Origin of the sequence: Methylobacillus sp. (assembly GCF_036844465.1) — a bacterium.
Classification (GTDB): domain Bacteria; phylum Pseudomonadota; class Gammaproteobacteria; order Burkholderiales; family Methylophilaceae; genus Methylobacillus.
On the sequence record NZ_DAIUFW010000006.1, the window covers coordinates 32,086 to 51,774 of the forward strand.

Consider the following 19,689-nt stretch of genomic DNA (forward strand, 5'->3'; position numbering starts at 1 on the left):
TTCTCGACATAACAAGCAATTTCTATGGAATTATCTGGCGCAGAAATCGTCATCCGTTGTCTGCAGGAAGAAAATGTCAAATTCGTTTTTGGCTATCCTGGCGGCGCGGTGCTCAACATCTATGATGAAATATTCAAACAGGACAAGTTCAAGCACATCTTGGTCCGTCATGAGCAAGCCGCCGTCCATGCGGCAGATGCCTATTCCCGCGCCACGGGAGAAGTCGGTGTAGCGCTGGTCACCTCTGGTCCCGGCGCCACCAATGCAATCACAGGCATTGCCACCGCTCACATGGATTCCATTCCGCTGGTCGTCATCAGCGGCCAGGCGCCCACGCCCGCGATCGGGCTGGATGCCTTCCAGGAAGTCGACATGATCGGCATTTCACGCCCTTGTGTGAAACACAACTTCCTGGTCAAGGACGTCAAGGATATCGCCCCGACCATCAAGAAGGCTTTCTTCATCGCAGCCTCTGGCCGTCCCGGCCCGGTGGTCGTGGATATTCCCAAGGACATCACTGCTCATCTCGGCCACTACGAATATCCCAAGAGTGTGGAGATGCGTTCCTACACGCCTATCCTCAAGGGACATTCCGGCCAGATCAAGAAAGCGCTCAAGCTCATGCTGGAAGCCAAGCGTCCCATGATCTACACCGGCGGCGGCCTGGTGCTGGGCGATGCATCCGAGCAATTGATCAAACTAGCACGCAGGCTGGGCTTTCCCGTCACCAACACCCTGATGGGACTGGGCGGTTATCCTGCTACCGACAAACAGTTTGTCGGCATGCTCGGCATGCACGGCACCCTGGAAGCCAACATGGGCATGCAGTACTGTGACGTGCTGATTGCCGTAGGCGCACGCTTCGACGACCGCGTGATCGGCAATCCGCAGCATTTCTACAACAAGGACCGCACCATCATCCACATCGACGTGGATCCATCCTCCATCTCCAAGCGCGTGAAGGTCGATGTGCCTATCGTCGGCCATGTGCAATCCGTGCTGGGCGAGATGAACGAGCTGCTGGACACTGACCCGCGCGCACCCGATGCTGCCGCGCTCAAGGCCTGGTGGACGCAGATAGAGGAATGGCGTGGGCGCAATTGTCTGAACTACAATCGCAACAGCGAGATCATCAAGCCGCAGTTCGTCATTGAAAAACTCTGGGAAGTGACCAAGGGCGACGCCTACGTGACTTCCGACGTCGGTCAGCACCAAATGTGGGCCGCACAATATTATAAGTTCGACAAGCCGCGCCGCTGGATCAACTCCGGCGGCTTGGGCACCATGGGTGTCGGGCTGCCTTACGCCATGGGCGTGCAGTTTGCCGACCCCAAGGCCAAGGTGGCCTGTGTCACCGGCGAAGGCAGCATCCAGATGAATATCCAGGAGCTGTCCACCTGCAAGCAGTACCACCTACCGATCAAGGTCATCCTACTCAACAACCGCTATCTGGGCATGGTGCGCCAGTGGCAGCAGTTCTTCTACGAGAACCGCTACTCCGAATCCTATATGGACAGCCTGCCTGACTTCGTCAAGCTCGCTGAATCGTATGGACACGTCGGGATGAATATCGAAAAGCCATCCGATGTTGAAGGCGCGTTGACCGAAGCATTCAATCTGACTGATCGCTTCGTGTTCATGAACTTCATCACCGACCAGAATGAGAACGTGTTCCCCATGGTGCCAAATGGCAAGGGGCTGTCTGAAATCATCCTGGCCGAAGACCTGTAAGAATAACCATGAAACATATCATCTCTATATTGATGGAAAACGAAGCTGGCGCGCTCTCCCGCGTGGCGGGCCTGTTTTCCGCGCGTGCATACAATATCGAATCCCTGACCGTGGCCCCCACCGAAGACGCCACGCTGTCACGCATGACCATCGTCACCTCCGGATCGGACGAAGTGATCGAGCAAATCATCAAGCAGCTCAACAAGCTGGTTGATGTGGTCAAGGTGCTGGACCTCAACGACGGCCGCTTCATCGAGCGCGAGCTGATGCTGGTCAAGGTCAAGGCTACTGGCTCGTTCCGCGATGAAATGAAGCGCATGTGCGACATTTTCCGCGGCCGCATCATCGACGTGGCGGACGGCAGCTACACCATCGAGCTGACCGGTTCCGGCTCCAAGCTGGACGCCTTCCTTGAGGCATTGGACAAGGCCGCCATCCTGGAAACCGTACGCACCGGCGCATCCGGCATAGGCCGCGGGGACAGAATCCTCAAGCTTTAATATCTGCGCAGCCAATTATCCGGCTGCAACACACTATCTGTATCGAAAGGTAAAACATGAAAGTCTATTACGACAAGGACGCTGATCTCTCCCTGATCAAGAAACTGAAGGTCACCATCGTTGGTTACGGCTCCCAGGGTCATGCCCATGCGCAAAACCTGAAGGATTCCGGCGCCAGCGTTACCATTGGCGCCCGCAAGGATGGCAGCTCTTTTGCCAAGGCTGTCAACGCAGGCCATGATGTCAAGGAAATCAAGGATGCTGTTACCGGCGCCGATGTCGTCATGGTGCTGTTGCCGGATGAAACCATGGCTGAAATCTACCATGCTGAAATCGAACCTAATCTGAAGAAGGGCGCAGCCTTGGCATTCGCCCACGGCTTCAACGTACACTACAACCAGATCGTGCCAAGCAAAGATTTGGACGTCATCATGATCGCCCCCAAGGGCCCAGGCCACACCGTGCGTTCCGAATACCTCAAGGGCGGCGGTGTGCCGTCCCTGATCGCGGTTTATCAGGACGCTTCCGGCAAGGCCAAGGACATCGCCCTCTCCTATGCTGCAGCGAACGGCGGCACCAAGGGTGGCGTGATCGAGACCAACTTCCGCGAAGAAACCGAAACCGATTTGTTCGGTGAGCAAGCCGTTCTGTGCGGTGGCGCTGTGGAACTGGTCAAGGCTGGCTTCGAAACCCTGGTTGAAGCGGGCTACGCGCCTGAAATGGCCTACTTCGAGTGCCTGCACGAACTCAAGCTGATCGTGGACCTCATGTACGAAGGCGGCATTGCCAACATGAACTACTCCATCTCCAACAACGCCGAGTATGGTGAATACGTCACCGGCCCACGCGTAATTGCCGACCAGGCCCGTGCTGCAATGAAGGAATGCCTGACCAACATCCAGAATGGTGACTACGCCAAGCAGTTCATCCTGGAAGGCCGCACCAACTACCCATCCATGACCGCACGCCGTCGCCTCAACGCTGCTCATCCTATCGAGCAAGTTGGCGGCCAACTACGCGCCATGATGCCTTGGATTGCCAAGAACAAGCTAGTTGATCAATCCAAAAACTAACAGTTTTTGGTCATTTGATCGAACTTAAAAGGTCAATCCAAGAACCAATGGGATTAAGTATTGGCTCCCAAACTGATCAAGCTTTAAGCAGCAACGAAGCTAGAATTTCAGCTGTATTGCTGCTGAATTAAACCATCCAATCAAAAAGAGGCCGGGTACACTACCCAGCCTCTTTTGCTTTACGAGGTTCCCATGTTCAAACCCTTTTCCGTCATGCTGCAATACCTGCTGCCACGCACCGGGCTGACCGAGCTGGCCGGCAAGCTGGCCCACTTGCATGGCGGCAAATACACTACTGCCGTCATCCGCTGGTTCATCAAACGCTACCAGGTAAATATGCAGGAAGCCGCCAATCCGGATATCGCCAGCTACACCACCTTCAATGCTTTCTTTACCCGCGCGCTTAAACCCGGCGTCCGTCCGCTCGCAGATGCCACGCAGATCTGCCCGGTAGACGGCGCAATCAGCCAGCTCGGACGCATCACGCAAGGCCAGATTTTCCAGGCCAAAGGCCATCAGTATTCCACCCGAGCCCTGCTGGGCGGCAATACGGAAATGGCGCAAACCTATGAGAACGGCCAGTTTGCCACCATCTATCTCAGCCCGCGCGACTATCACCGCATCCACATGCCATGCGATGGCAAGCTGCTCTCCATGACTTATGTACCCGGCGACCTGTTCTCCGTCAACCCGACCACGGCAGCAAACGTCCCAGGCCTGTTCGCACGCAACGAGCGCGTCATTTGCGAGTTTGAAAATACCGAAGGCAAGTTTGTACTGGTCATGGTCGGCGCGACCATCGTCGGCAGCATGGGCACCACCTGGCATGGCATCATCAACCCACCGCGCTCCGGTGATATCCGCACCTGGGATTACCGCAAGTACAACCGCATCTTGAAACAAGGCGATGAAATGGGCCGCTTCCTGCTCGGCTCCACAGTGGTGCTGCTATATCCGGCCAGCGCCAGCCTGGAGTTCCAGAGCGACTGGCAGCCAGCGCGCCAGGTCAGACTGGGGGAAGCCATGGCGCAAAAAAAGCCGGCGTAATCACGCCAGCCTCTTAGTCATTCATAAACAAACCCCGGCTTTTACCGGGGTTTGTCATTTCATTGCAGTGTTTATACCATCTCCAACATACTTGGTCCGTTCAACGCGCCATCTGGCGCAGTTTCTCCTGATGTGACCGTTGGGCACGCTGGTGCGCCAAATGCGTCGACAGCTCCTGCAACGCCATGCGATACACTTCGCGCTTGAACTCGATGACCGAATCCATGGAAACCCAGTAATCGCTCCAGCGCCAGGCATCAAACTCCGGGTGCGTGCTGGCACGCAGCGACACATCACTATCGCGCCCCACCAGTCGCAGCAGAAACCAGATCTGTTTCTGCCCTTTGTAACTGCCACGCCATTCACGCTTGATCCAGTTGGTCGGCACATCGTAGCGCAGCCAATCCCGCGTACGCCCCAGAATTTTGACATGCTCGGGGCGCAATCCGACTTCTTCCATCAGTTCACGGTACATGGCCTGCTCAGGGCTTTCGCCATATTTAATGCCACCTTGCGGAAACTGCCAAGAGTGCTCGCGGATGCGCTTACCCCAAAACACCTGATTGTTGGCATTACATAAAATAATGCCAACATTCGGGCGATAACCATCCCGATCTATCATGACAACCTACCTCTAAAATTTGTCGTCATTTTTCCATATTTCGCAGGAGATTGAAAGCCGGGCTGTCCGGCGGCCACCTCGCGAAATCCCGGAAAAATCAGGAGAAATCCAGCCTTGACGCTATTTGCAGGCCACCCGTATACTTTCAGGTCAACCCATGGAAGCCGTGACGCGTTACCTTACCCATTGGCAAACACCTGATCAATAGTGAAATATATCCTCCGCATCCTCAGCAGTTTCCTGCTTTTCCTGACCTTCTCGCTATTGGCGCAGGCCAATGAAGCCTATATCACCAACCAGGGAGAAAACACCGTTTCCGTCCTCAACCTGGCCGACCACAGCATCCTCGCCACCATCGCCGTGGGCAAATCCCCGGTCGGCGTGGCTGTCTCCGCCAGCCTGGGCAAGGCATACATCAGCAATGTAGACAGTCAATCCGTCTCCGTCATCGACACCGAAAAATACGAGGTCATCGACACATTGAACATCACCGGCTCACCGGTAGGCATTGCTCTCTCGCCGGACAGCAAGACCCTCTATGTTGCCGACTGGAACGACAACCGCGTACTCGCCATCGACACTAGCGATACAAGCCAGCGCCGCGAGGTCAGCATCGGCAAGGCGCCAGCGGGCATCATTATCAGCCCGGACGGCAGCAAGCTCTATGTCGCCAACCGCGATAGCAACGATCTCGCCATCATCGACACGCAATCCCTCGAAGTGCTACAACGCATCGCCACAGGCGAGCACCCATTCGGCATCACGCTCAGCCCGGACGGCAAGCAGCTCCTGGCCGTCAATGTCTATGCCAACAGCCTGTCCGTCATCGACCTGGAAACACAGCAATCCCGCACCATTGCAGTCGGCGAACACCCCTACTGCGTCACGGTCAGCCCGGATAACCGCTTTGCCTATGTGACCAACACCCAGGCCGATACCGTCTCCGTCATCGACCTTGAACAAGACAAGGAAACCGCCAGGATACATGTCGGCGGCTTCCCGGAAGGCATCAACTACGACGCCGCCACCAACAGGATTTACGTTGCCAACTGGTTTGACAACTCGGTTTCAGTGATAGACGCCAATAGTCATAAACACATCCAGGACATCCCGACAGGCAAGCAAAGCCGGGCGTTCGGGCAGTTTATACTCAACAAGACGTCACATTGATCAGGAGCTGCTGAGTCTTGTTCTGCTCCAGCCATGCAGCAGGACAACACACAGACAGTTCCACCCTTAACTTGCAAAAACATGGAGAAAATAGATGAAGAAAATCCTCGCACTACTAGCCATCGGCCTGCTGCCATTCACCGCAGCCGCCCACGGCCCTTCGCCACAGAAAGTGGAAAAGACTGTCGTCATCGACGCCAGCGCCGACAAAGTCTGGGGCTTGATCAAGGACTTCGGCAACTGGCAGAAATGGCACCCTGCCATTGAAAGCACCAAGCTCGACAAGCGCAAAAGCGACAGCGGTGAAGAAGAAACCGTGCGCCTGCTCAATCTAAAAGGCGGCGGCACCCTCCTCGAAAATCTCAAAAGCATTGACGAAGACAGCAAGCAAATGAAATACGGCATTATCGAAGGCGTGCTGCCTGTGGCCGACTACTACTCCACCATCTCCGTCAAGGCTGTTGATGGCGGCAAATCCGAGGTCAAATGGATGGGCCGCTTCTACCGCGTCTACAAGCTCAACCCGCCTATTCCTCCAGGCCAGGATGACAAATCCGCCGTGGATGCCGTCACCGGCGTTTACGACACTGGTTTGGCCAACCTGAAGAAAGTGGCCGAAGGCAAGTAACACCAACAAGGCTTGTCACCCTACTGACAAAATTTGTCAGTGCCAGGCCAACAGAAAGCGGAGCATCAGCTCCGCTTTTTTATTCATCTCCAATCAAAACCCTTTAAATTCAACAGGTAATAAAAATAATAGAAAAGTTGGCATACTCGTTGCTGTATCCAAGTCATGCGGTACTCCTCCAGCCGCACATGCAACAACCAACTCAACAAAGGGGTTTATGATGAAGAAAGTACAACAAGGTTTTACATTGATCGAACTGATGATCGTGGTGGCGATTATTGGTATTTTGGCTGCGATTGCGATCCCGTCATATACCGATTACACAGCAAAAGCAAAAGCAAGTAACGCTGTTGCTTCACTTGCTGGTCAAAAAATCAAAGTTGGTGAAGTTTACAATGTAGACAGTACATTAGGATGTACAGACGGTCAGGGAGCTACCATCCCTGGTTGTACTGGTAACGGTGTGCTTGCATTCACTTATGATGGTATCACTGCAACCTTAACTCCTACAGCGCCAACAGTTGCCGGGGGAAATATTGAGTGGTCCTGCGTTATTTCTGGTACTGGCGCAAGAGCAATTAAAGGGTGCACTATCTAACACGTAAGGCGCAATAACCAACGGGCATTGCGCCCTGCTAACCACCAAAAAGGCAAGCCAGCATTCCGGCTTGCCTTATGTTTTTCAGTTTCCGCACCTTCACCTTCGGTTGTCATGCCGGACTCGATCCGGCATCTCGTAGCATTCCCGCACACATCACAAAATCCCGGCTCACGGCCGGGATGGCATGTAAAACGGGGGCATAATGGGTGCAATATCTGGCTCCACAGGATTAAGTAGCGTATTCTTACCAAATTATGATCGATATTATAAGAGTACAAAAATGACTGCTACCGCTACCTTATCCAGCAAGTTCCAGATATCCATTCCCAAGGCCGTGCGCGAAGCACAGCACTGGGAAGCCGGGCAAGAATTTGTATTCATCCCCAAAGGCAAAGGCGTGCTGGTGATGCCTGTGCCCCAACTGGCGCAATTGGCCGGTATCGCCAGGGGCGCGCGCACCGACGACTACCGCGACCGCGGGGACCGCTACTAATGACAGCACGCTTGCGCGTGGTTGATACCTCAGCCTGGATCGAATGGCTCACCGGCAGCGCGCTCAGCAAGAAGTTGGCTGAACAGTTGCCGGATAAACCCCAGTGCATCGTGCCCACCATCGTGCAGCTCGAACTATCGAAGTGGCTGGTGCGTGAGCTTGGTGAGGAGCAGGCCGACCAAGTGATCGCCTATACGCAGAAGTGCATCGTGGTGCCGCTGGACACTACCATCGCCCTGCTCGCGGCGGACCTGCACCGTGAACACAAGCTGGCTACCGCCGATGCCATCGTCTATGCGACGGCGCGGTGCCAGGGTGCCGAACTGCTCACCTGTGACGCACATTTCGAAGGACTGCCAGAGGTGGTGCTGTTCGCCAAGACCACTTGAAGCCGCAAAAAAGAGAATATCTCAATGAACCAGTTTTTCGTGACCGCCAGCGCTGAGAAAGTATCCGCGCTGAAAACCGAGAGTTACCTCACCGAACGCAAAGCGCGCGGCGACAATGCCGCTTTTGATGCCTGGCTGAACGCCAGTCCCGACCTGCCACCTGAAACCGGAGATGAAATACCAGTACCCCAGGCAGCAGCATCCAATACGTGAGACGCGATAACCAAGCGGCATGGCTTCACGCCAACCATCACATAAGGCAAGCCAGCACTCTGGTTTGCCTTATGTTTTTCAGTACTCCCATTTCTACCTTTGATTGTTGTCGTGCTGGGTGCAGACCCAGTACTCGTTACACTCCGACGCTGCCCATTCCAAGCGATCATTGAGTGATCACTTATTCGCTCATCATATTGGCAACAATACCTATAGCTCAAACCCCTGCCCATGCTGAATTGCCTGCGGTGCAAGAATATGCTGCGCGGCCTGGATTTCCCGCATGATGGCTTCCCCCTCCCCAGGCTTGAGGTGAGTAATCCAGACTTGCGGGCGAGCATGAAGCTGGTCCAGGCCATTCAGCAGCAAAGCCGGGCAATAGTGGTGGGAGACAAGCGCCAAGGCGATCTCGGCGTTGGTGAACGAGGTTTCGATCATCAAGTGGCGCAGGTTATCCACTTGGTTCAAGGCTTGCCAGAACTCATCGCAACTCGTGGTGTCGCCGGTAAACGCAAAGCTGCCCGCGCCGCTATCCAGCAGGTAGCCGACCGCGGGCACGCTGTGGTTGGCAGGCAAGGCAACCAGGCGCCTAGTGCCGAGCACGACTGTATCGCCCACAACCAACGGCGCATATTGCAATGAAGGTTGCTCAGGCGTGGGGATCTTGCTGAAATCTGGCCAGATTTTGCCGTTGAATATATGGTCTTGCAGGCTGGCTATGGTTTCCGGCAAAGCATGCACGGTCACAGGTCGCTCGCGCTTGGCCAAGGCGGCATCAAGCAGCAGGGGTAACAAGGCAACATGATCGAGATGGGAATGGGTAAGGAATACGTGGTCAATAGCCGTCATTTGCTCCAGCGCAAGATCGCCCACTCCGGTACCGGCATCCACCAGGATATCGTCATCCACCAGCAAGGAGGTGGTTCGCAGTCCCTTGCTTATGCCACCGCTACATCCTAATACCTGTATCCTCATGATATTCCCCATTCGGTCTCCATTGATAAACAGCGCCTGGCTGCCATGACTGGTGGCTTGCCGCCACTCTCGGTTATTTGCAGCATCATGCCAGCACCACCTTTATTGCGCCAGTTTCGCTTGGCTCAATTAACAACAGGATAGCTAACAAAATAGAGTAATTAACAAAATCCTCTGACGTTATTTCATTGCCGCATCACCTGCGGCACAACGCCTCGCCAAACCACTGGGCTGCATTTTGTTAGGCGCTCTTACTGACGATTCCCATATTGCCATCCCGCATTTATCCTGCCGCACTCAACCATGGCAGAATATCGTTACCTTCACCGATGGTAATACTTATGTCCTTACTTGATTTTGTGGAAATTTCCTCCGGCGATACTGTGCATAACAGCGTGATCTGGCTACATGGCCTGGGCGCAGACGGCAATGATTTTGCACCAGTTGTCCAGGAACTGGCCCTGCCACATACCCGCTTCATCCTGCCGCATGCTCCCGTCATGCACGTGACAGTGAATAACGGTTACGCCATGCCTGCCTGGTATGACATTTACAGTTTCCAGCCGTCTGGCCAGCAGGATGCCGAAGGCATCCATGCATCGCAACAGCAGATTGAAGCATTGATTGCCAATGAGGTGGCGCGGGGCATTCCCAGCCAGCGCATCATGCTGGCCGGGTTTTCACAAGGAGGAGTAATCGCACTGCATACGGCTTTGCGGCATCCATTTCCTTTGGCAGGCGTGCTGGGCCTTTCCACCTACCTCGGTCTGGCAGATAGCCTGGCGGCAGAGAAACAGGCAGCTAACCAGTCCATTCCTATATTCCTGGCCCATGGGACGCAGGATAATGTGATCCCGTTGGCGCGATACCATGCTTCGGTTCATGATCTGCAGCAGGCGGGTTACGCGCCAGAGTTGTATGAATACTCGATACCGCATTCGGTATGCATGGAAGAAATTGACGATATCCGGCGCTTCATGCAGCGCCATCTTGGCTAAGAGCCTGTTCATGATCTTTTCATCGGTACGCATGGCTTCAACACGTGTCCGATCAAGGCGCAGTCCGCAGGGGATGCTCACTGCCTCGCCAAGGACTGCAACGCAGAGCGGGCGCATACTGAAGCTATGCCCTGCGGGTTGCCCCGGCAAGGCAGCCGCTGCTGCGTTACAAATCCTCGCCGGGCCACCAGCACGCTTGCGGTTTGTGCCTTGCTTCGACCGCCTTGCCGGGGCAACGTATCCTATGAAAAGATCATGAACAGGCTCTAACACTCACTTAATCATGGTTTAAGGGGGCAGTTCAGCGTAAAATAACGCATTATTTTCAATAACGCAGGGCGCAGTCCAGCCTGATGGAGCGGTTTGACATCCCTGCACCGGTTGTATTCATGAGCAAGAAAACCAAAGCTGACAATCCGCAGGCCAGCATGTTCGAGACCCTGAGTTTCGAAGCCGCCATGACCGAACTGGAGGGATTGGTCGGCCAGATCGAATCCGGCCAGCTGCCGCTTGAACAATCACTCGCGGCGTACAAGCGCGGCTCGGAATTGTTGCAGCATTGCCAGCAATCGCTGGCCGATGTAGAGCAACAAGTGCGCATCCTCACTGAATCCAACCAGCTACAACCTTACACCGACAATCAATGATCGAATTTCAAAGCTGGTCCCGCCAAACCCAACAACGCATGGAGCAGGTGCTCGACAAACTGCTTCCTGCTCCCAATATCGCCCCTGCGCGCCTGCATGAAGCCATGCGCTATGCCGTGATGGGCGGCGGCAAGCGCGTGCGCTCGCTGCTGGCTCATGCCGCAGGCGAATTATGTGGTGCCAACCCAGCCAAGGTGGATATGGCCGCCGCAGCAGTCGAGCTGATTCACGCCTATTCCCTGGTGCATGACGACATGCCCTGCATGGACGACGACGACCTACGCCGCGGCAAGCCTTCTTGCCATAAACAATATGACGACGCCACGGCCCTATTGGTAGGTGATGCTCTGCAAACCCTGGCTTTTCAGACTCTTGCCACGCCCGGCCTATGCACCGACCCAGGCCGTCAGCTGGAAATGGTCAACCTGCTAGCGATTGCCAGCGGCTCGCGCGGCATGGCGGGCGGTCAGGCCATCGACCTTGCCAGCGTGGGCAAGGCACTTGACCAGACTGAGCTGGAGTATATGCACATCCACAAGACCGGCGCATTGATCCGCGCAGCGGCCTTGCTGGGCGCGCATTGCGTCCCTGAACTGGATCAGGAGCAATTGCATGCGATCGACCACTATGCCCAGGCGATTGGCCTGGCTTTCCAGGTGGTCGATGACATCCTCGATGCCGAAGCAGACAGCGAAACCCTGGGCAAGACCGCAGGCAAGGATGCCGATAGTGACAAGCCGACCTATGTGACCATCCTGGGCATAGACCACGCCAAGCAGTTGGCGCAGGAGCTATTGGATGATGCGTTGGCTCCGCTAGCCCCTTATGGCGATGCTGCCAACCAATTGAAGCAGGTGGCATTTTTCATTACCCAACGCAGTTTTTGAGCGGATCTGCCATGTACGAACTGCTAGAGAGCATCAACTCACCCGAACAACTACGCAAGCTTGACCGCAAGCAGCTGCATGAGCTTGCCCAGCAGTTACGCGGCTTTCTTGTCAACAGCGTGGCTCAGACTGGCGGGCATTTATCCTCCAACCTGGGCGTGGTCGAGCTGACCATTGCATTGCACTATGTATTCAATACGCCGGAAGACCGTATCGTCTGGGATGTCGGACACCAGACCTATCCACACAAAATACTGACTGGTCGCCGCGAGGCCATGAGCGGCCTGCGCAAACCCGGTGGTATCGCCGGATTTCCACGCCGCGATGAAAGTATTTACGACACCTTCGGTACCGGACACTCCAGCACCTCCATTTCCGCAGCACTCGGCATGGCTATCGCCGCACAGAAATCTGGCTCCGCTCGCCATTCAATTGCCATCATTGGCGACGGCGCAATGACGGCGGGCATGGCATTCGAAGCCCTCAACAATGCCGGTGCAATGGATGCCAATATCTTGGTCATACTCAACGACAACGATATGTCGATCTCGCCGAATGTCGGCGCCTTGACCAACTATTTCGCCAAGCTGCTCTCAGGCCCGCTATACGCTTCCATGCGCCGTTCAGGGGAAAAAGTGCTGGGCGTCGTGCCGCCAGTGCGTGAATTTGCCAAGCGTGCGGAAGAGCACGTCAAGGGCATGATGACGCCCGGCACCTTGTTTGAGGAATTCGGCTTCAACTATATCGGTCCAATCGATGGCCATGACATTGATGTATTGGTGACCACCCTACGCAATATCCGCGAACTCAAGGGGCCACAATTCCTGCACATCGCCACACAGAAAGGCCACGGCTACCAACCCGCCGAGGATAATCCGGGCAAATACCACGGCGTCAGCAAATTCGACCCCAGCAATGGTTGTTCCATTGCCAAGACAGGCAAGAAAACCTATACCGAAGTATTCGGCGATTGGCTGGTGGACATGGCGCAACAGGATGAACGCCTGATCGGCATCACGCCAGCGATGTGCGACGGCTCGGGCCTGAATACATTTTCCGAGCAGTTTCCCGACCGTTTTTACGATGTCGGCATTGCCGAGCAGCATGCGCTCACTTTCGCTGCGGGCCTGGCTTGTGAAGGACTGAAACCTGTCGTCGCCATCTATTCGACCTTTCTGCAACGCGCATATGACCAGTTCATCCACGATATCGCCCTGCAGAACCTGCCCGTAATGTTTGCGATCGACCGCGCAGGGCTCGTCGGGGCTGATGGCCCGACCCATGCAGGCAGCTTCGACTTGAGTTACCTGCGCTGCATTCCGAATATCATCATCATGACGCCCGGCGACGAAAATGAATGCAGGCAAATGCTCTATACCGCCTATCAGCACAACGGCCCATCCGCCGTACGTTATCCGCGCGGCGGCGGCCCAGGCACTGCTATCAGCAAAGAGATGCAAGCCTTGCCAATCGGCAAGGGGGAAATCCGCCGGCAAGGCAGCCGCGTCGCCATCCTGGCTTTCGGCAGCATGCTTCCCCCGTCACTGGAAGCCGCTGAAACACTGAATGCCACCGTAGCCAATATGCGCTTTGTCAAACCACTGGATGTCGCTCTCATTTCACAGCTATCGCAAAGCCACGACCTGATCGTTACGGTCGAGGAAAATGCCATCATGGGCGGTGCAGGTGCGGCCGTCATGGAATCCATGCAGGCGCTGAATATCCATACTCCCGCGTTGTGCTTAGGCCTGCCCGATGTCTTTATCGAGCATGGCGTGCATGAAACCATGCTGGCGGAATGCGGTCTCAACGCCACAGGCATTGTGGCTGCAATTGAGAAAAGATTAACCAAGTAGTATACTCAACTATTACCGAATTCATTGAAAGCATTACAGGAACTCCATGAACCAAACGCCAGTTTCGCCGATTGAAGATGTGCAGAATACCCCGGATACCCGCCAGCTCTCCATTGACAAGGTAGGGATCAAATCCATCCGCCATCCGGTCAAGGTCAAGGACAAAACCGGTGGCGTGCAGCACACAGTCGCCAATTTCAATATGTATGTGTTCCTGCCACACAACTTCAAAGGCACTCACATGTCGCGCTTTGTTGAGATTCTCAACAACAATGAGCGTGAAATCTCGGTGGAATCGTTCGAAAGCATCCTGCGCGCCATGGTGAAACGTCTGGATGCAGAATCCGGCCATGTCGAGATGACTTTCCCCTACTTCGTCAACAAGGCTGCGCCGGTTTCCGGCGTGCAAAGCCTGTCCGACTATGAGGTCACCTTCATCGGCGAGGTCAACCAGGGCAAATACGACATCACCGTCAAGGTCGTGGTGCCGGTTACCAGCCTGTGTCCTTGCTCCAAGAAGATTTCCGACTACGGCGCGCACAATCAGCGCTCCCACGTCACTGTGACAGCCTTGATTACCGATTTCATCTGGGTAGAAGACATTATCCGTCTGGTTGAAGATCAGGCCTCTTGCGAGGTTTACGGCCTGCTGAAGCGTCCTGACGAAAAGTACGTCACTGAACGCGCTTACGACAACCCCAAGTTTGTGGAAGATATCGTGCGTGATGTAGCCGCCCAACTCAATGCCGAGCCACGCATTGTCAAATATACCGTGGAATCAGAGAATTTCGAATCCATCCATAACCACTCCGCCTATGCGCTGATCGAGAAGGACAAACGCTAGTCCTCATCCCTGAGATAGCATAAAAGCAATAAAAAAACGGCAGCTTCGGCTGCCGTTTTCATGTTGATTTCCGATGGCTCAATATTTCTTGGTCAAGGTCAACGCAATGCCGTCGCGCTTCATTTCCATGCGGTTCAGCGCGCTCATGCCCAGCAATACCACCGCTGGCGAACCACCTTCCATAACCAGCCCATCCACCTGGGTTAGCGCCATCCCGTTCAACTGCACATTATTGATCACCACCTTGTAGGCATTGGCTACGCCATTCGCAGTTTGCACCGATACAGGAGTGCCACGCTTGTAATCAATCTTGGCATATTTCGCGTCGCCGCTGTTCAGGACGATAGCGGACGCGCCGGTATCCACAAGAAAACGCAGCGACGCACCATTGATCTGCCCATCAATGAAATGATGGCCCGTCGAATCCGCATACAGAGTAACGCTACCTCCATTCGTAGCAATATCCCTGGGTGAGAGCGCAATCGCCTGCCCCATGCCAAGCTCTCGTCTGACGCCATTCACCTCTATCATCGCCTGACTGCTATTGGCGGAAACCAGGCGTATTCCCTCGGGGCTGACATCGCCAACAGACAAGGTGCGAGGTTTTCCTCCGTTGATCACCATGATGGCCTTGCCTTGAAACAGGCCGACCACATTTACCTGGGTTTCCGCCCAGGCCAGCGCAGGCAACAGCCATGTCAACACCAGCACCCCAATCCGCATGTTTCCCCCCTTGTTAATCTTCTTGCATCATGAACATGAAAATGACAAACCCGAGCATAGCGCAGAGTGCCGATGCGGTAAATGTCCAGCCTGGTCCCATGTCCTCCCAGGCAAAGCCGCTGATTAGCGCGCCCAGCGTACCACCCACGCCATAGGAAATGCTGGTATACAGCCCTTGACCCTTGGATTGATGCTTGCCCTTGAAATAGCGGTGGACCAAAGCAATTGCCGCAGCGTGATACGAGCCGAAAGTGGCAGCATGCAGCATCTGCGCGAATACGATCAGCCACCAGATATCCACCGCCCAGCCGATGACGAAGAAGCGCACAAACGCCAGAAACAGGCTGGCAAGCATGATGCGACGCAGACCGAATCGCACCGTCAATTGCGGCATGGCCATGAAGACCATGATTTCGCATATTACTCCCAGTCCCCACAGCCAGCCGACAATACCCTTGCTGTAGCCGTGATCAACCAGGTAGATCGAGTAAAACGTGTAATAGACACCATGCGCGGCAGACATGGAAAAACAGGCCCCCAGCAAGGCGATCACCTCCCGTCTGCGCAGAATGGCCCACCATGAACCTTGATGTTCCTCATGGTGGATGGCGCCGGGCGGGTCGGATAGCCGCCAGGACAAGACCCAGACAACCAGCAGCAAAAACATGATGACCCAGAGCAAGGCCATCATGCCCAAATATTGCAAGGCATAGCCCAAACCGATCACCGCCACGATGAACCCGATCGAACCCCAGAGACGGATACGCCCATAATGCTCGAAACGCTCCCCCAGATGACCAAGCGTCACTGCCTCGATCAATGGCAAGGAAGCGCTCCAGAAAAAGCTCAATGTGAGCATGACGGCAAACAGCCAGTAAAAACTAGTGCCGAAGAATACGCCGATATAGGCCAGCAAACTGGCACCGGCAAGAAAGCGGATGATGGGCACGCGGTGTCCCCGATGATCCGCCACCCAGCCCCACAGGCTGGGCGAGAAACTGCGCGCGATCTGGAACAACGACATCAGGACGGCGATCTGGAAGGCATTGAACGCCAGCGATTTGAGATAAAGCGTCCAGAACGGCGTGAACGCGCCGACAAAACCGAAATAGGCGAAGTAAAAGCCGGACAGCCGCCAATAGGGTAATTGCGTCTGTGGCATGGTCAGCGAATGAAGTCAGGAAATGGGCCAGCCATGTTGGCCCATTGCTTAAATCTTGACGGTGTCCACAACCACGTCCGCATTCTGCGCGCGGTGGCGCAAGGCATGATCCATCAGCACCAAGGCCATCATGGCCTCGGCGATAGGCGTGGCGCGCACGCCCACGCAAGGATCGTGACGGCCCGTTGTCTGCATTTCCAGGGCCTGTCCCTGCTTGTCGATGGAGTGGCGCAATTGCGGAATGCTGGAAGTTGGCTTGAAGGCAACATGGGCGATGATATCCTGCCCGCTGGAAATGCCGCCAAGTACGCCGCCCGCGTGGTTGCTGGCGAACCCTTGCGGTGTGAGTTCATCGCTGTGCAGCGAGCCACGCTGGGCCACGCTGGCGAAACCATCGCCGATCTCCACGCCCTTGGCGGCGTTGATACCCATCATGGCATGGGCGATATCGGCATCGAGCCGGTCATAGACAGGCTCGCCCCAGCCGACCGGCACACCCTGCGCCACGACGGTAATCCGTGCGCCGACAGAATCGCGCTCGTTGCGGATCTGGTCGAGGTAGGCTTCCAGCTCGGGAATGATGGCTTCGTTTGGTGCAAAAAAAGCGTTCTGGCTGACCTTATCCCACGAAACGAAGGGAATCTGGATATCTCCTAGCTGGCTCATATAGCCGCGAATAGTCACGCCATAACGCTGCTTGAGCCATTTTTTGGCAATCGCGCCCGCTGCAACGCGCACCGCAGTTTCACGCGCGCTGGAACGGCCACCGCCGCGATAATCGCGAATGCCGTATTTCTGCCAATAGGTATAGTCCGCATGCCCGGGACGGAAGGTCTCGGCAATCTTGCCGTAATCCTGGCTGCGCTGATCCTGGTTGCGGATCAGCAAGCCGATTGGCGTGCCTGTCGTCTTGCCTTCAAAGACGCCGGACAGTATCTCCACCGTGTCCGGTTCCTTGCGCTGGGTCACGTGGCGCGAAGTGCCGGGCTTGCGGCGATCCAGCTCCTGCTGAATATCATCCGCGGTGAGCTCCAGCCCCGGCGGGCAGCCATCAATCACGCCGCCGATGGCGGGGCCGTGTGACTCGCCAAAGGAAGTCAGGGTAAACAAGGTGCCTATCGTATTGCCGGACATGGATTTTTTCGCGGTATGTGAAGTGAACAGGATAGCGATTTTAACATATCCCGCCGCATGATTTGGCTGGCTGTATATTGCAGCACTGCGTCATTCAAATCTGTCTCCACTCCCCCGGTGCAATGTTTTCTATCGTATGCGCCCCGACCGCATAGCGAATCAGGCGCAATGTAGGAAAGCCGACCTTGGCCGTCATCCTTCGCACCTGGCGGTTCTTGCCTTCGCTGATGATAATTTCCAGCCAGGTGGTCGGGATGGCCTTGCGCTCGCGAATGGGTGGATTGCGCGGCCATAAACCCACGGGTTCCTCCATGCGCCTGACCCGTGCCGGCTGCGTCACAAAGTCGCCAAGGTCAACCCCCTTACGCAACGGCTCCAGCGCTTCATCATCTGGATCTCCCTCCACCTGCGCCCAGTAAGTCTTGAATTCTTTATGCTTTGGATGGGAGAGGCGGTGTTGCAGCATGCCATCATCGGTTAGAATAAGCAGACCCTCGCTGTCAGTATCCAGCCGCCCTGCAGCATAAACCCCTGGCACGGCAATATAATCCTTCAAGGTTTCATGCTTTTCATGCGGACTGAACTGGCAGATTACGCCGTAAGGCTTATTGAATAAAATCAGCATCTTGGTCTCTTGCAATGATTACGCCTGTATCACCAGCGTTTGAATAGGATAGTTCTGAATGTCTACAAAAATTAAAGTACCAGCCAATGGCGAGAAGATCAGCATCAACGCCGATAACACGCTTAACGTCCCTGACCACCCGATTATCCCATTTATCGAAGGCGACGGTATCGGCGTCGATATTACCCCACCCATGCGCCATGTCGTGGATAGCGCTGTTACCAAGGCTTATGGCAGCAAGCGCGCCATTGCCTGGATGGAGGTATATGCTGGTGAAAAAGCTGTTAACACCTACGGCGACAACACCTGGCTGCCCGACGAAACACTGAAAGCAATCAAGGACTACGTCATCTCCATCAAAGGCCCATTGACCACGCCGGTTGGCGGCGGCATTCGCTCGCTCAACGTCACCCTGCGCCAGGAGCTTGATCTCTATGTCTGCCTGCGCCCCATACAGTATTTCCAGGGCGTGCCCAGCCCGGTCAAGCACCCGGAAAAAACCGACATGGTTATCTTCCGTGAAAATACTGAAGATATTTACGCAGGCATTGAATGGGCAGCAGGCTCCGACGAAGTAAAAAAAGTCGTGGATTTCCTCAGCGACATGGGCGTACGCAAAAAAATTCGCTTTCCTGACAGCTCCGCGATCGGTATCAAGCCGGTTTCAGTGGATGGCAGCAAACGCTTGGTGCGCAAGGCGATTCAGTATGCCATCGACAACAACCGCAAGTCCGTCACTATTGTCCACAAGGGCAATATCATGAAATTCACTGAAGGCGGATTCAAGAATTGGGGCTATGAAATCGCCAAGGAAGAATTCGGTGCGGTGGAAATCGACGGCGGCCCATGGTGCAAACTACCCAACGGCATCATTATCAAGGATTGCATTGCAGATGCCTTCCTGCAGGAAATCCTGCTGCACCCTGCCGACTACGACGTAGCGGCGACACTCAACCTGAACGGCGATTATATTTCTGACGCACTGGCTGCTCAGGTCGGCGGCATTGGCATCGCACCGGGCGCCAATATTTCCGACACCGTCGCCATGTTCGAGGCCACCCACGGCACAGCGCCCAAGATTGCGGGCAAGAACATCGCCAATCCAAGCTCCCTCATTCTGTCCGCAGAAATGATGTTACGCCATCTGGGTTGGACGGAAGCCGCGGATTTGGTGCTGCAGGGTGTCGCCAAGGCTATCGCCGCCAAACGCGTGACTCACGATTTCTCTTCCCAGATGGAAGGCGCCACTCAGGTAGGCAGCGCAGAGTTTGGCGAAGAAATCGTCAGACACATGTAAAACCACAATTTTGCCCGCCTGTTTCTACGGGCGGGCAAAATAAAAAAAGGCCCGGAAATCCGGGCCTTTTTTCA

22 protein-coding genes are annotated in these 19,689 nt (G+C 55.1%); 16 read left to right on the forward strand and 6 right to left on the reverse strand.

The genetic code is table 11. From position 1 onward, the window contains the following. Positions 1-24 precede the first annotated feature (24 nt). From V7Z75_RS09180 to asd, 4 genes are all read left to right on the forward strand, one after another. Positions 25-1,731, forward strand: coding sequence for an acetolactate synthase 3 catalytic subunit (locus V7Z75_RS09180; protein WP_334108324.1), 1,707 nt, complete (start codon positions 25-27; stop codon positions 1,729-1,731). An 8-nt stretch (positions 1,732-1,739) separates the two neighbouring features. Beyond that, entirely contained in the window at positions 1,740-2,231 is a 492-nt protein-coding gene (gene ilvN, locus V7Z75_RS09185) for an acetolactate synthase small subunit (protein WP_334108325.1), read from the forward strand. A gap of 56 nt (positions 2,232-2,287) precedes the next feature. Then, the gene (gene ilvC, locus V7Z75_RS09190; RefSeq protein WP_334108326.1) at positions 2,288-3,304 is read left to right on the forward strand and encodes a ketol-acid reductoisomerase; all 1,017 of its coding nucleotides are present in this window, start codon (positions 2,288-2,290) and stop codon (positions 3,302-3,304) included. Positions 3,305-3,496: 192 nt separating this feature from the next. Beyond that, on the forward strand, positions 3,497-4,351 hold the full coding sequence (asd, locus tag V7Z75_RS09195) for an archaetidylserine decarboxylase (RefSeq protein WP_334108327.1): 855 nt from the start codon (positions 3,497-3,499) through the stop codon (positions 4,349-4,351). Positions 4,352-4,451: 100 nt separating this feature from the next. Here the strand turns inward: asd and V7Z75_RS09200 are convergent, their stop codons facing one another. Beyond that, positions 4,452-4,973, reverse strand: a complete 522-nt coding sequence (locus V7Z75_RS09200) for an RNA pyrophosphohydrolase (protein ID WP_334108328.1) — start codon at positions 4,971-4,973, stop codon at positions 4,452-4,454. A gap of 207 nt (positions 4,974-5,180) precedes the next feature. Between V7Z75_RS09200 and V7Z75_RS09205 the strand changes: the two genes are divergently transcribed. The 6 genes from V7Z75_RS09205 (at position 5,181) to V7Z75_RS09230 (ending at position 8,467) form a co-directional block, all read left to right on the forward strand. After that, the gene (locus tag V7Z75_RS09205) at positions 5,181-6,143 is read left to right on the forward strand and encodes a YVTN family beta-propeller repeat protein (RefSeq protein WP_334108329.1); all 963 of its coding nucleotides are present in this window, start codon (positions 5,181-5,183) and stop codon (positions 6,141-6,143) included. Positions 6,144-6,237: 94 nt separating this feature from the next. After that, complete coding sequence (locus V7Z75_RS09210; RefSeq protein WP_334108330.1) at positions 6,238-6,771, forward strand: SRPBCC family protein; 534 nt, start codon at positions 6,238-6,240, stop codon at positions 6,769-6,771. A 217-nt stretch (positions 6,772-6,988) separates the two neighbouring features. Continuing rightward, positions 6,989-7,369, forward strand: a complete 381-nt coding sequence (locus V7Z75_RS09215) for a pilin (RefSeq protein WP_442919905.1) — start codon at positions 6,989-6,991, stop codon at positions 7,367-7,369. A gap of 283 nt (positions 7,370-7,652) precedes the next feature. Beyond that, entirely contained in the window at positions 7,653-7,865 is a 213-nt protein-coding gene (locus V7Z75_RS09220) for an AbrB/MazE/SpoVT family DNA-binding domain-containing protein (RefSeq protein ID WP_334108331.1), read from the forward strand. Then, entirely contained in the window at positions 7,865-8,254 is a 390-nt protein-coding gene (locus V7Z75_RS09225; protein WP_334108332.1) for a type II toxin-antitoxin system VapC family toxin, read from the forward strand. The genes V7Z75_RS09220 and V7Z75_RS09225 overlap by 1 nt, the downstream gene beginning before the upstream one ends. 24 nt (positions 8,255-8,278) lie before the next feature. Next, a complete protein-coding gene (locus tag V7Z75_RS09230) occupies positions 8,279-8,467 on the forward strand; it encodes a hypothetical protein (protein ID WP_334108333.1) in 189 nt (62 codons plus the stop codon). 210 nt (positions 8,468-8,677) lie between these two features. Here V7Z75_RS09230 and V7Z75_RS09235 read toward each other — a convergent pair whose 3' ends face one another. Then, complete coding sequence (locus V7Z75_RS09235; RefSeq protein ID WP_334108334.1) at positions 8,678-9,454, reverse strand: 3',5'-cyclic-nucleotide phosphodiesterase; 777 nt, start codon at positions 9,452-9,454, stop codon at positions 8,678-8,680. Positions 9,455-9,783: 329 nt separating this feature from the next. Between V7Z75_RS09235 and V7Z75_RS09240 the strand changes: the two genes are divergently transcribed. The 5 genes from V7Z75_RS09240 to folE2 all read left to right on the forward strand — a co-directional run bounded on the left by V7Z75_RS09240 (position 9,784) and on the right by folE2 (position 14,674). Beyond that, positions 9,784-10,440 (forward strand): alpha/beta hydrolase, encoded by a 657-nt coding sequence (locus V7Z75_RS09240; protein ID WP_334108335.1) that lies wholly within the window; start codon positions 9,784-9,786, stop codon positions 10,438-10,440. A gap of 389 nt (positions 10,441-10,829) precedes the next feature. Beyond that, positions 10,830-11,087 (forward strand): exodeoxyribonuclease VII small subunit, encoded by a 258-nt coding sequence (locus V7Z75_RS09245; protein WP_334108336.1) that lies wholly within the window; start codon positions 10,830-10,832, stop codon positions 11,085-11,087. Beyond that, the gene (locus V7Z75_RS09250) at positions 11,084-11,974 is read left to right on the forward strand and encodes a polyprenyl synthetase family protein (RefSeq protein WP_334108337.1); all 891 of its coding nucleotides are present in this window, start codon (positions 11,084-11,086) and stop codon (positions 11,972-11,974) included. The genes V7Z75_RS09245 and V7Z75_RS09250 overlap by 4 nt, the downstream gene beginning before the upstream one ends. A gap of 11 nt (positions 11,975-11,985) precedes the next feature. Beyond that, the gene (gene dxs / locus V7Z75_RS09255) at positions 11,986-13,830 is read left to right on the forward strand and encodes a 1-deoxy-D-xylulose-5-phosphate synthase (RefSeq protein ID WP_334108338.1); all 1,845 of its coding nucleotides are present in this window, start codon (positions 11,986-11,988) and stop codon (positions 13,828-13,830) included. A gap of 46 nt (positions 13,831-13,876) precedes the next feature. Then, the gene (folE2, locus tag V7Z75_RS09260; RefSeq protein WP_334108339.1) at positions 13,877-14,674 is read left to right on the forward strand and encodes a GTP cyclohydrolase FolE2; all 798 of its coding nucleotides are present in this window, start codon (positions 13,877-13,879) and stop codon (positions 14,672-14,674) included. A gap of 78 nt (positions 14,675-14,752) precedes the next feature. On the opposite strand, the gene V7Z75_RS09265 is transcribed toward folE2, so the two are convergent. The 4 genes from V7Z75_RS09265 to V7Z75_RS09280 form a co-directional block, all read right to left on the reverse strand. After that, positions 14,753-15,397: a retropepsin-like aspartic protease family protein gene (locus V7Z75_RS09265; RefSeq protein WP_334108340.1), complete on the reverse strand. Its 645-nt coding sequence runs from the start codon at positions 15,395-15,397 to the stop codon at positions 14,753-14,755. Positions 15,398-15,410: 13 nt separating this feature from the next. Further along, entirely contained in the window at positions 15,411-16,559 is a 1,149-nt protein-coding gene (locus V7Z75_RS09270) for an MFS transporter (RefSeq protein WP_334108341.1), read from the reverse strand. A gap of 48 nt (positions 16,560-16,607) precedes the next feature. After that, complete coding sequence (gene aroC / locus V7Z75_RS09275; protein WP_334108342.1) at positions 16,608-17,693, reverse strand: chorismate synthase; 1,086 nt, start codon at positions 17,691-17,693, stop codon at positions 16,608-16,610. A 94-nt stretch (positions 17,694-17,787) separates the two neighbouring features. Then, entirely contained in the window at positions 17,788-18,318 is a 531-nt protein-coding gene (locus V7Z75_RS09280; RefSeq protein ID WP_334108343.1) for an rRNA large subunit pseudouridine synthase E, read from the reverse strand. A gap of 58 nt (positions 18,319-18,376) precedes the next feature. On the opposite strand from V7Z75_RS09280, the gene icd reads away from it, so the two are divergent. Then, the gene (gene icd / locus V7Z75_RS09285; protein WP_334108344.1) at positions 18,377-19,615 is read left to right on the forward strand and encodes an NADP-dependent isocitrate dehydrogenase; all 1,239 of its coding nucleotides are present in this window, start codon (positions 18,377-18,379) and stop codon (positions 19,613-19,615) included. Positions 19,616-19,689 lie beyond the last annotated feature (74 nt).

What these genes read in the sequence shown, in the direction of transcription:
- V7Z75_RS09180 (WP_334108324.1), top strand. Translation starts at nt 25, where the DNA reads ATGGAATTATCTGGCGCAGAAATCGTCATCCGTTGTCTGCAGGAAGAA.
- ilvN (WP_334108325.1), top strand. Translation starts at nt 1,740, where the DNA reads ATGAAACATATCATCTCTATATTGATGGAAAACGAAGCTGGCGCGCTC.
- ilvC (WP_334108326.1), top strand. Translation starts at nt 2,288, where the DNA reads ATGAAAGTCTATTACGACAAGGACGCTGATCTCTCCCTGATCAAGAAA.
- asd (WP_334108327.1), top strand. Translation starts at nt 3,497, where the DNA reads ATGTTCAAACCCTTTTCCGTCATGCTGCAATACCTGCTGCCACGCACC.
- V7Z75_RS09200 (WP_334108328.1), bottom strand. Translation starts at nt 4,973, where the DNA reads ATGATAGATCGGGATGGTTATCGCCCGAATGTTGGCATTATTTTATGT.
- V7Z75_RS09210 (WP_334108330.1), top strand. Translation starts at nt 6,238, where the DNA reads ATGAAGAAAATCCTCGCACTACTAGCCATCGGCCTGCTGCCATTCACC.
- V7Z75_RS09215 (WP_442919905.1), top strand. Translation starts at nt 6,989, where the DNA reads ATGATGAAGAAAGTACAACAAGGTTTTACATTGATCGAACTGATGATC.
- V7Z75_RS09220 (WP_334108331.1), top strand. Translation starts at nt 7,653, where the DNA reads ATGACTGCTACCGCTACCTTATCCAGCAAGTTCCAGATATCCATTCCC.
- V7Z75_RS09225 (WP_334108332.1), top strand. Translation starts at nt 7,865, where the DNA reads ATGACAGCACGCTTGCGCGTGGTTGATACCTCAGCCTGGATCGAATGG.
- V7Z75_RS09230 (WP_334108333.1), top strand. Translation starts at nt 8,279, where the DNA reads ATGAACCAGTTTTTCGTGACCGCCAGCGCTGAGAAAGTATCCGCGCTG.
- V7Z75_RS09235 (WP_334108334.1), bottom strand. Translation starts at nt 9,454, where the DNA reads ATGGGGAATATCATGAGGATACAGGTATTAGGATGTAGCGGTGGCATA.
- V7Z75_RS09240 (WP_334108335.1), top strand. Translation starts at nt 9,784, where the DNA reads ATGTCCTTACTTGATTTTGTGGAAATTTCCTCCGGCGATACTGTGCAT.
- V7Z75_RS09245 (WP_334108336.1), top strand. Translation starts at nt 10,830, where the DNA reads ATGAGCAAGAAAACCAAAGCTGACAATCCGCAGGCCAGCATGTTCGAG.
- V7Z75_RS09250 (WP_334108337.1), top strand. Translation starts at nt 11,084, where the DNA reads ATGATCGAATTTCAAAGCTGGTCCCGCCAAACCCAACAACGCATGGAG.
- dxs (WP_334108338.1), top strand. Translation starts at nt 11,986, where the DNA reads ATGTACGAACTGCTAGAGAGCATCAACTCACCCGAACAACTACGCAAG.
- folE2 (WP_334108339.1), top strand. Translation starts at nt 13,877, where the DNA reads ATGAACCAAACGCCAGTTTCGCCGATTGAAGATGTGCAGAATACCCCG.
- V7Z75_RS09265 (WP_334108340.1), bottom strand. Translation starts at nt 15,397, where the DNA reads ATGCGGATTGGGGTGCTGGTGTTGACATGGCTGTTGCCTGCGCTGGCC.
- V7Z75_RS09270 (WP_334108341.1), bottom strand. Translation starts at nt 16,559, where the DNA reads ATGCCACAGACGCAATTACCCTATTGGCGGCTGTCCGGCTTTTACTTC.
- aroC (WP_334108342.1), bottom strand. Translation starts at nt 17,693, where the DNA reads ATGTCCGGCAATACGATAGGCACCTTGTTTACCCTGACTTCCTTTGGC.
- V7Z75_RS09280 (WP_334108343.1), bottom strand. Translation starts at nt 18,318, where the DNA reads ATGCTGATTTTATTCAATAAGCCTTACGGCGTAATCTGCCAGTTCAGT.
- icd (WP_334108344.1), top strand. Translation starts at nt 18,377, where the DNA reads ATGTCTACAAAAATTAAAGTACCAGCCAATGGCGAGAAGATCAGCATC.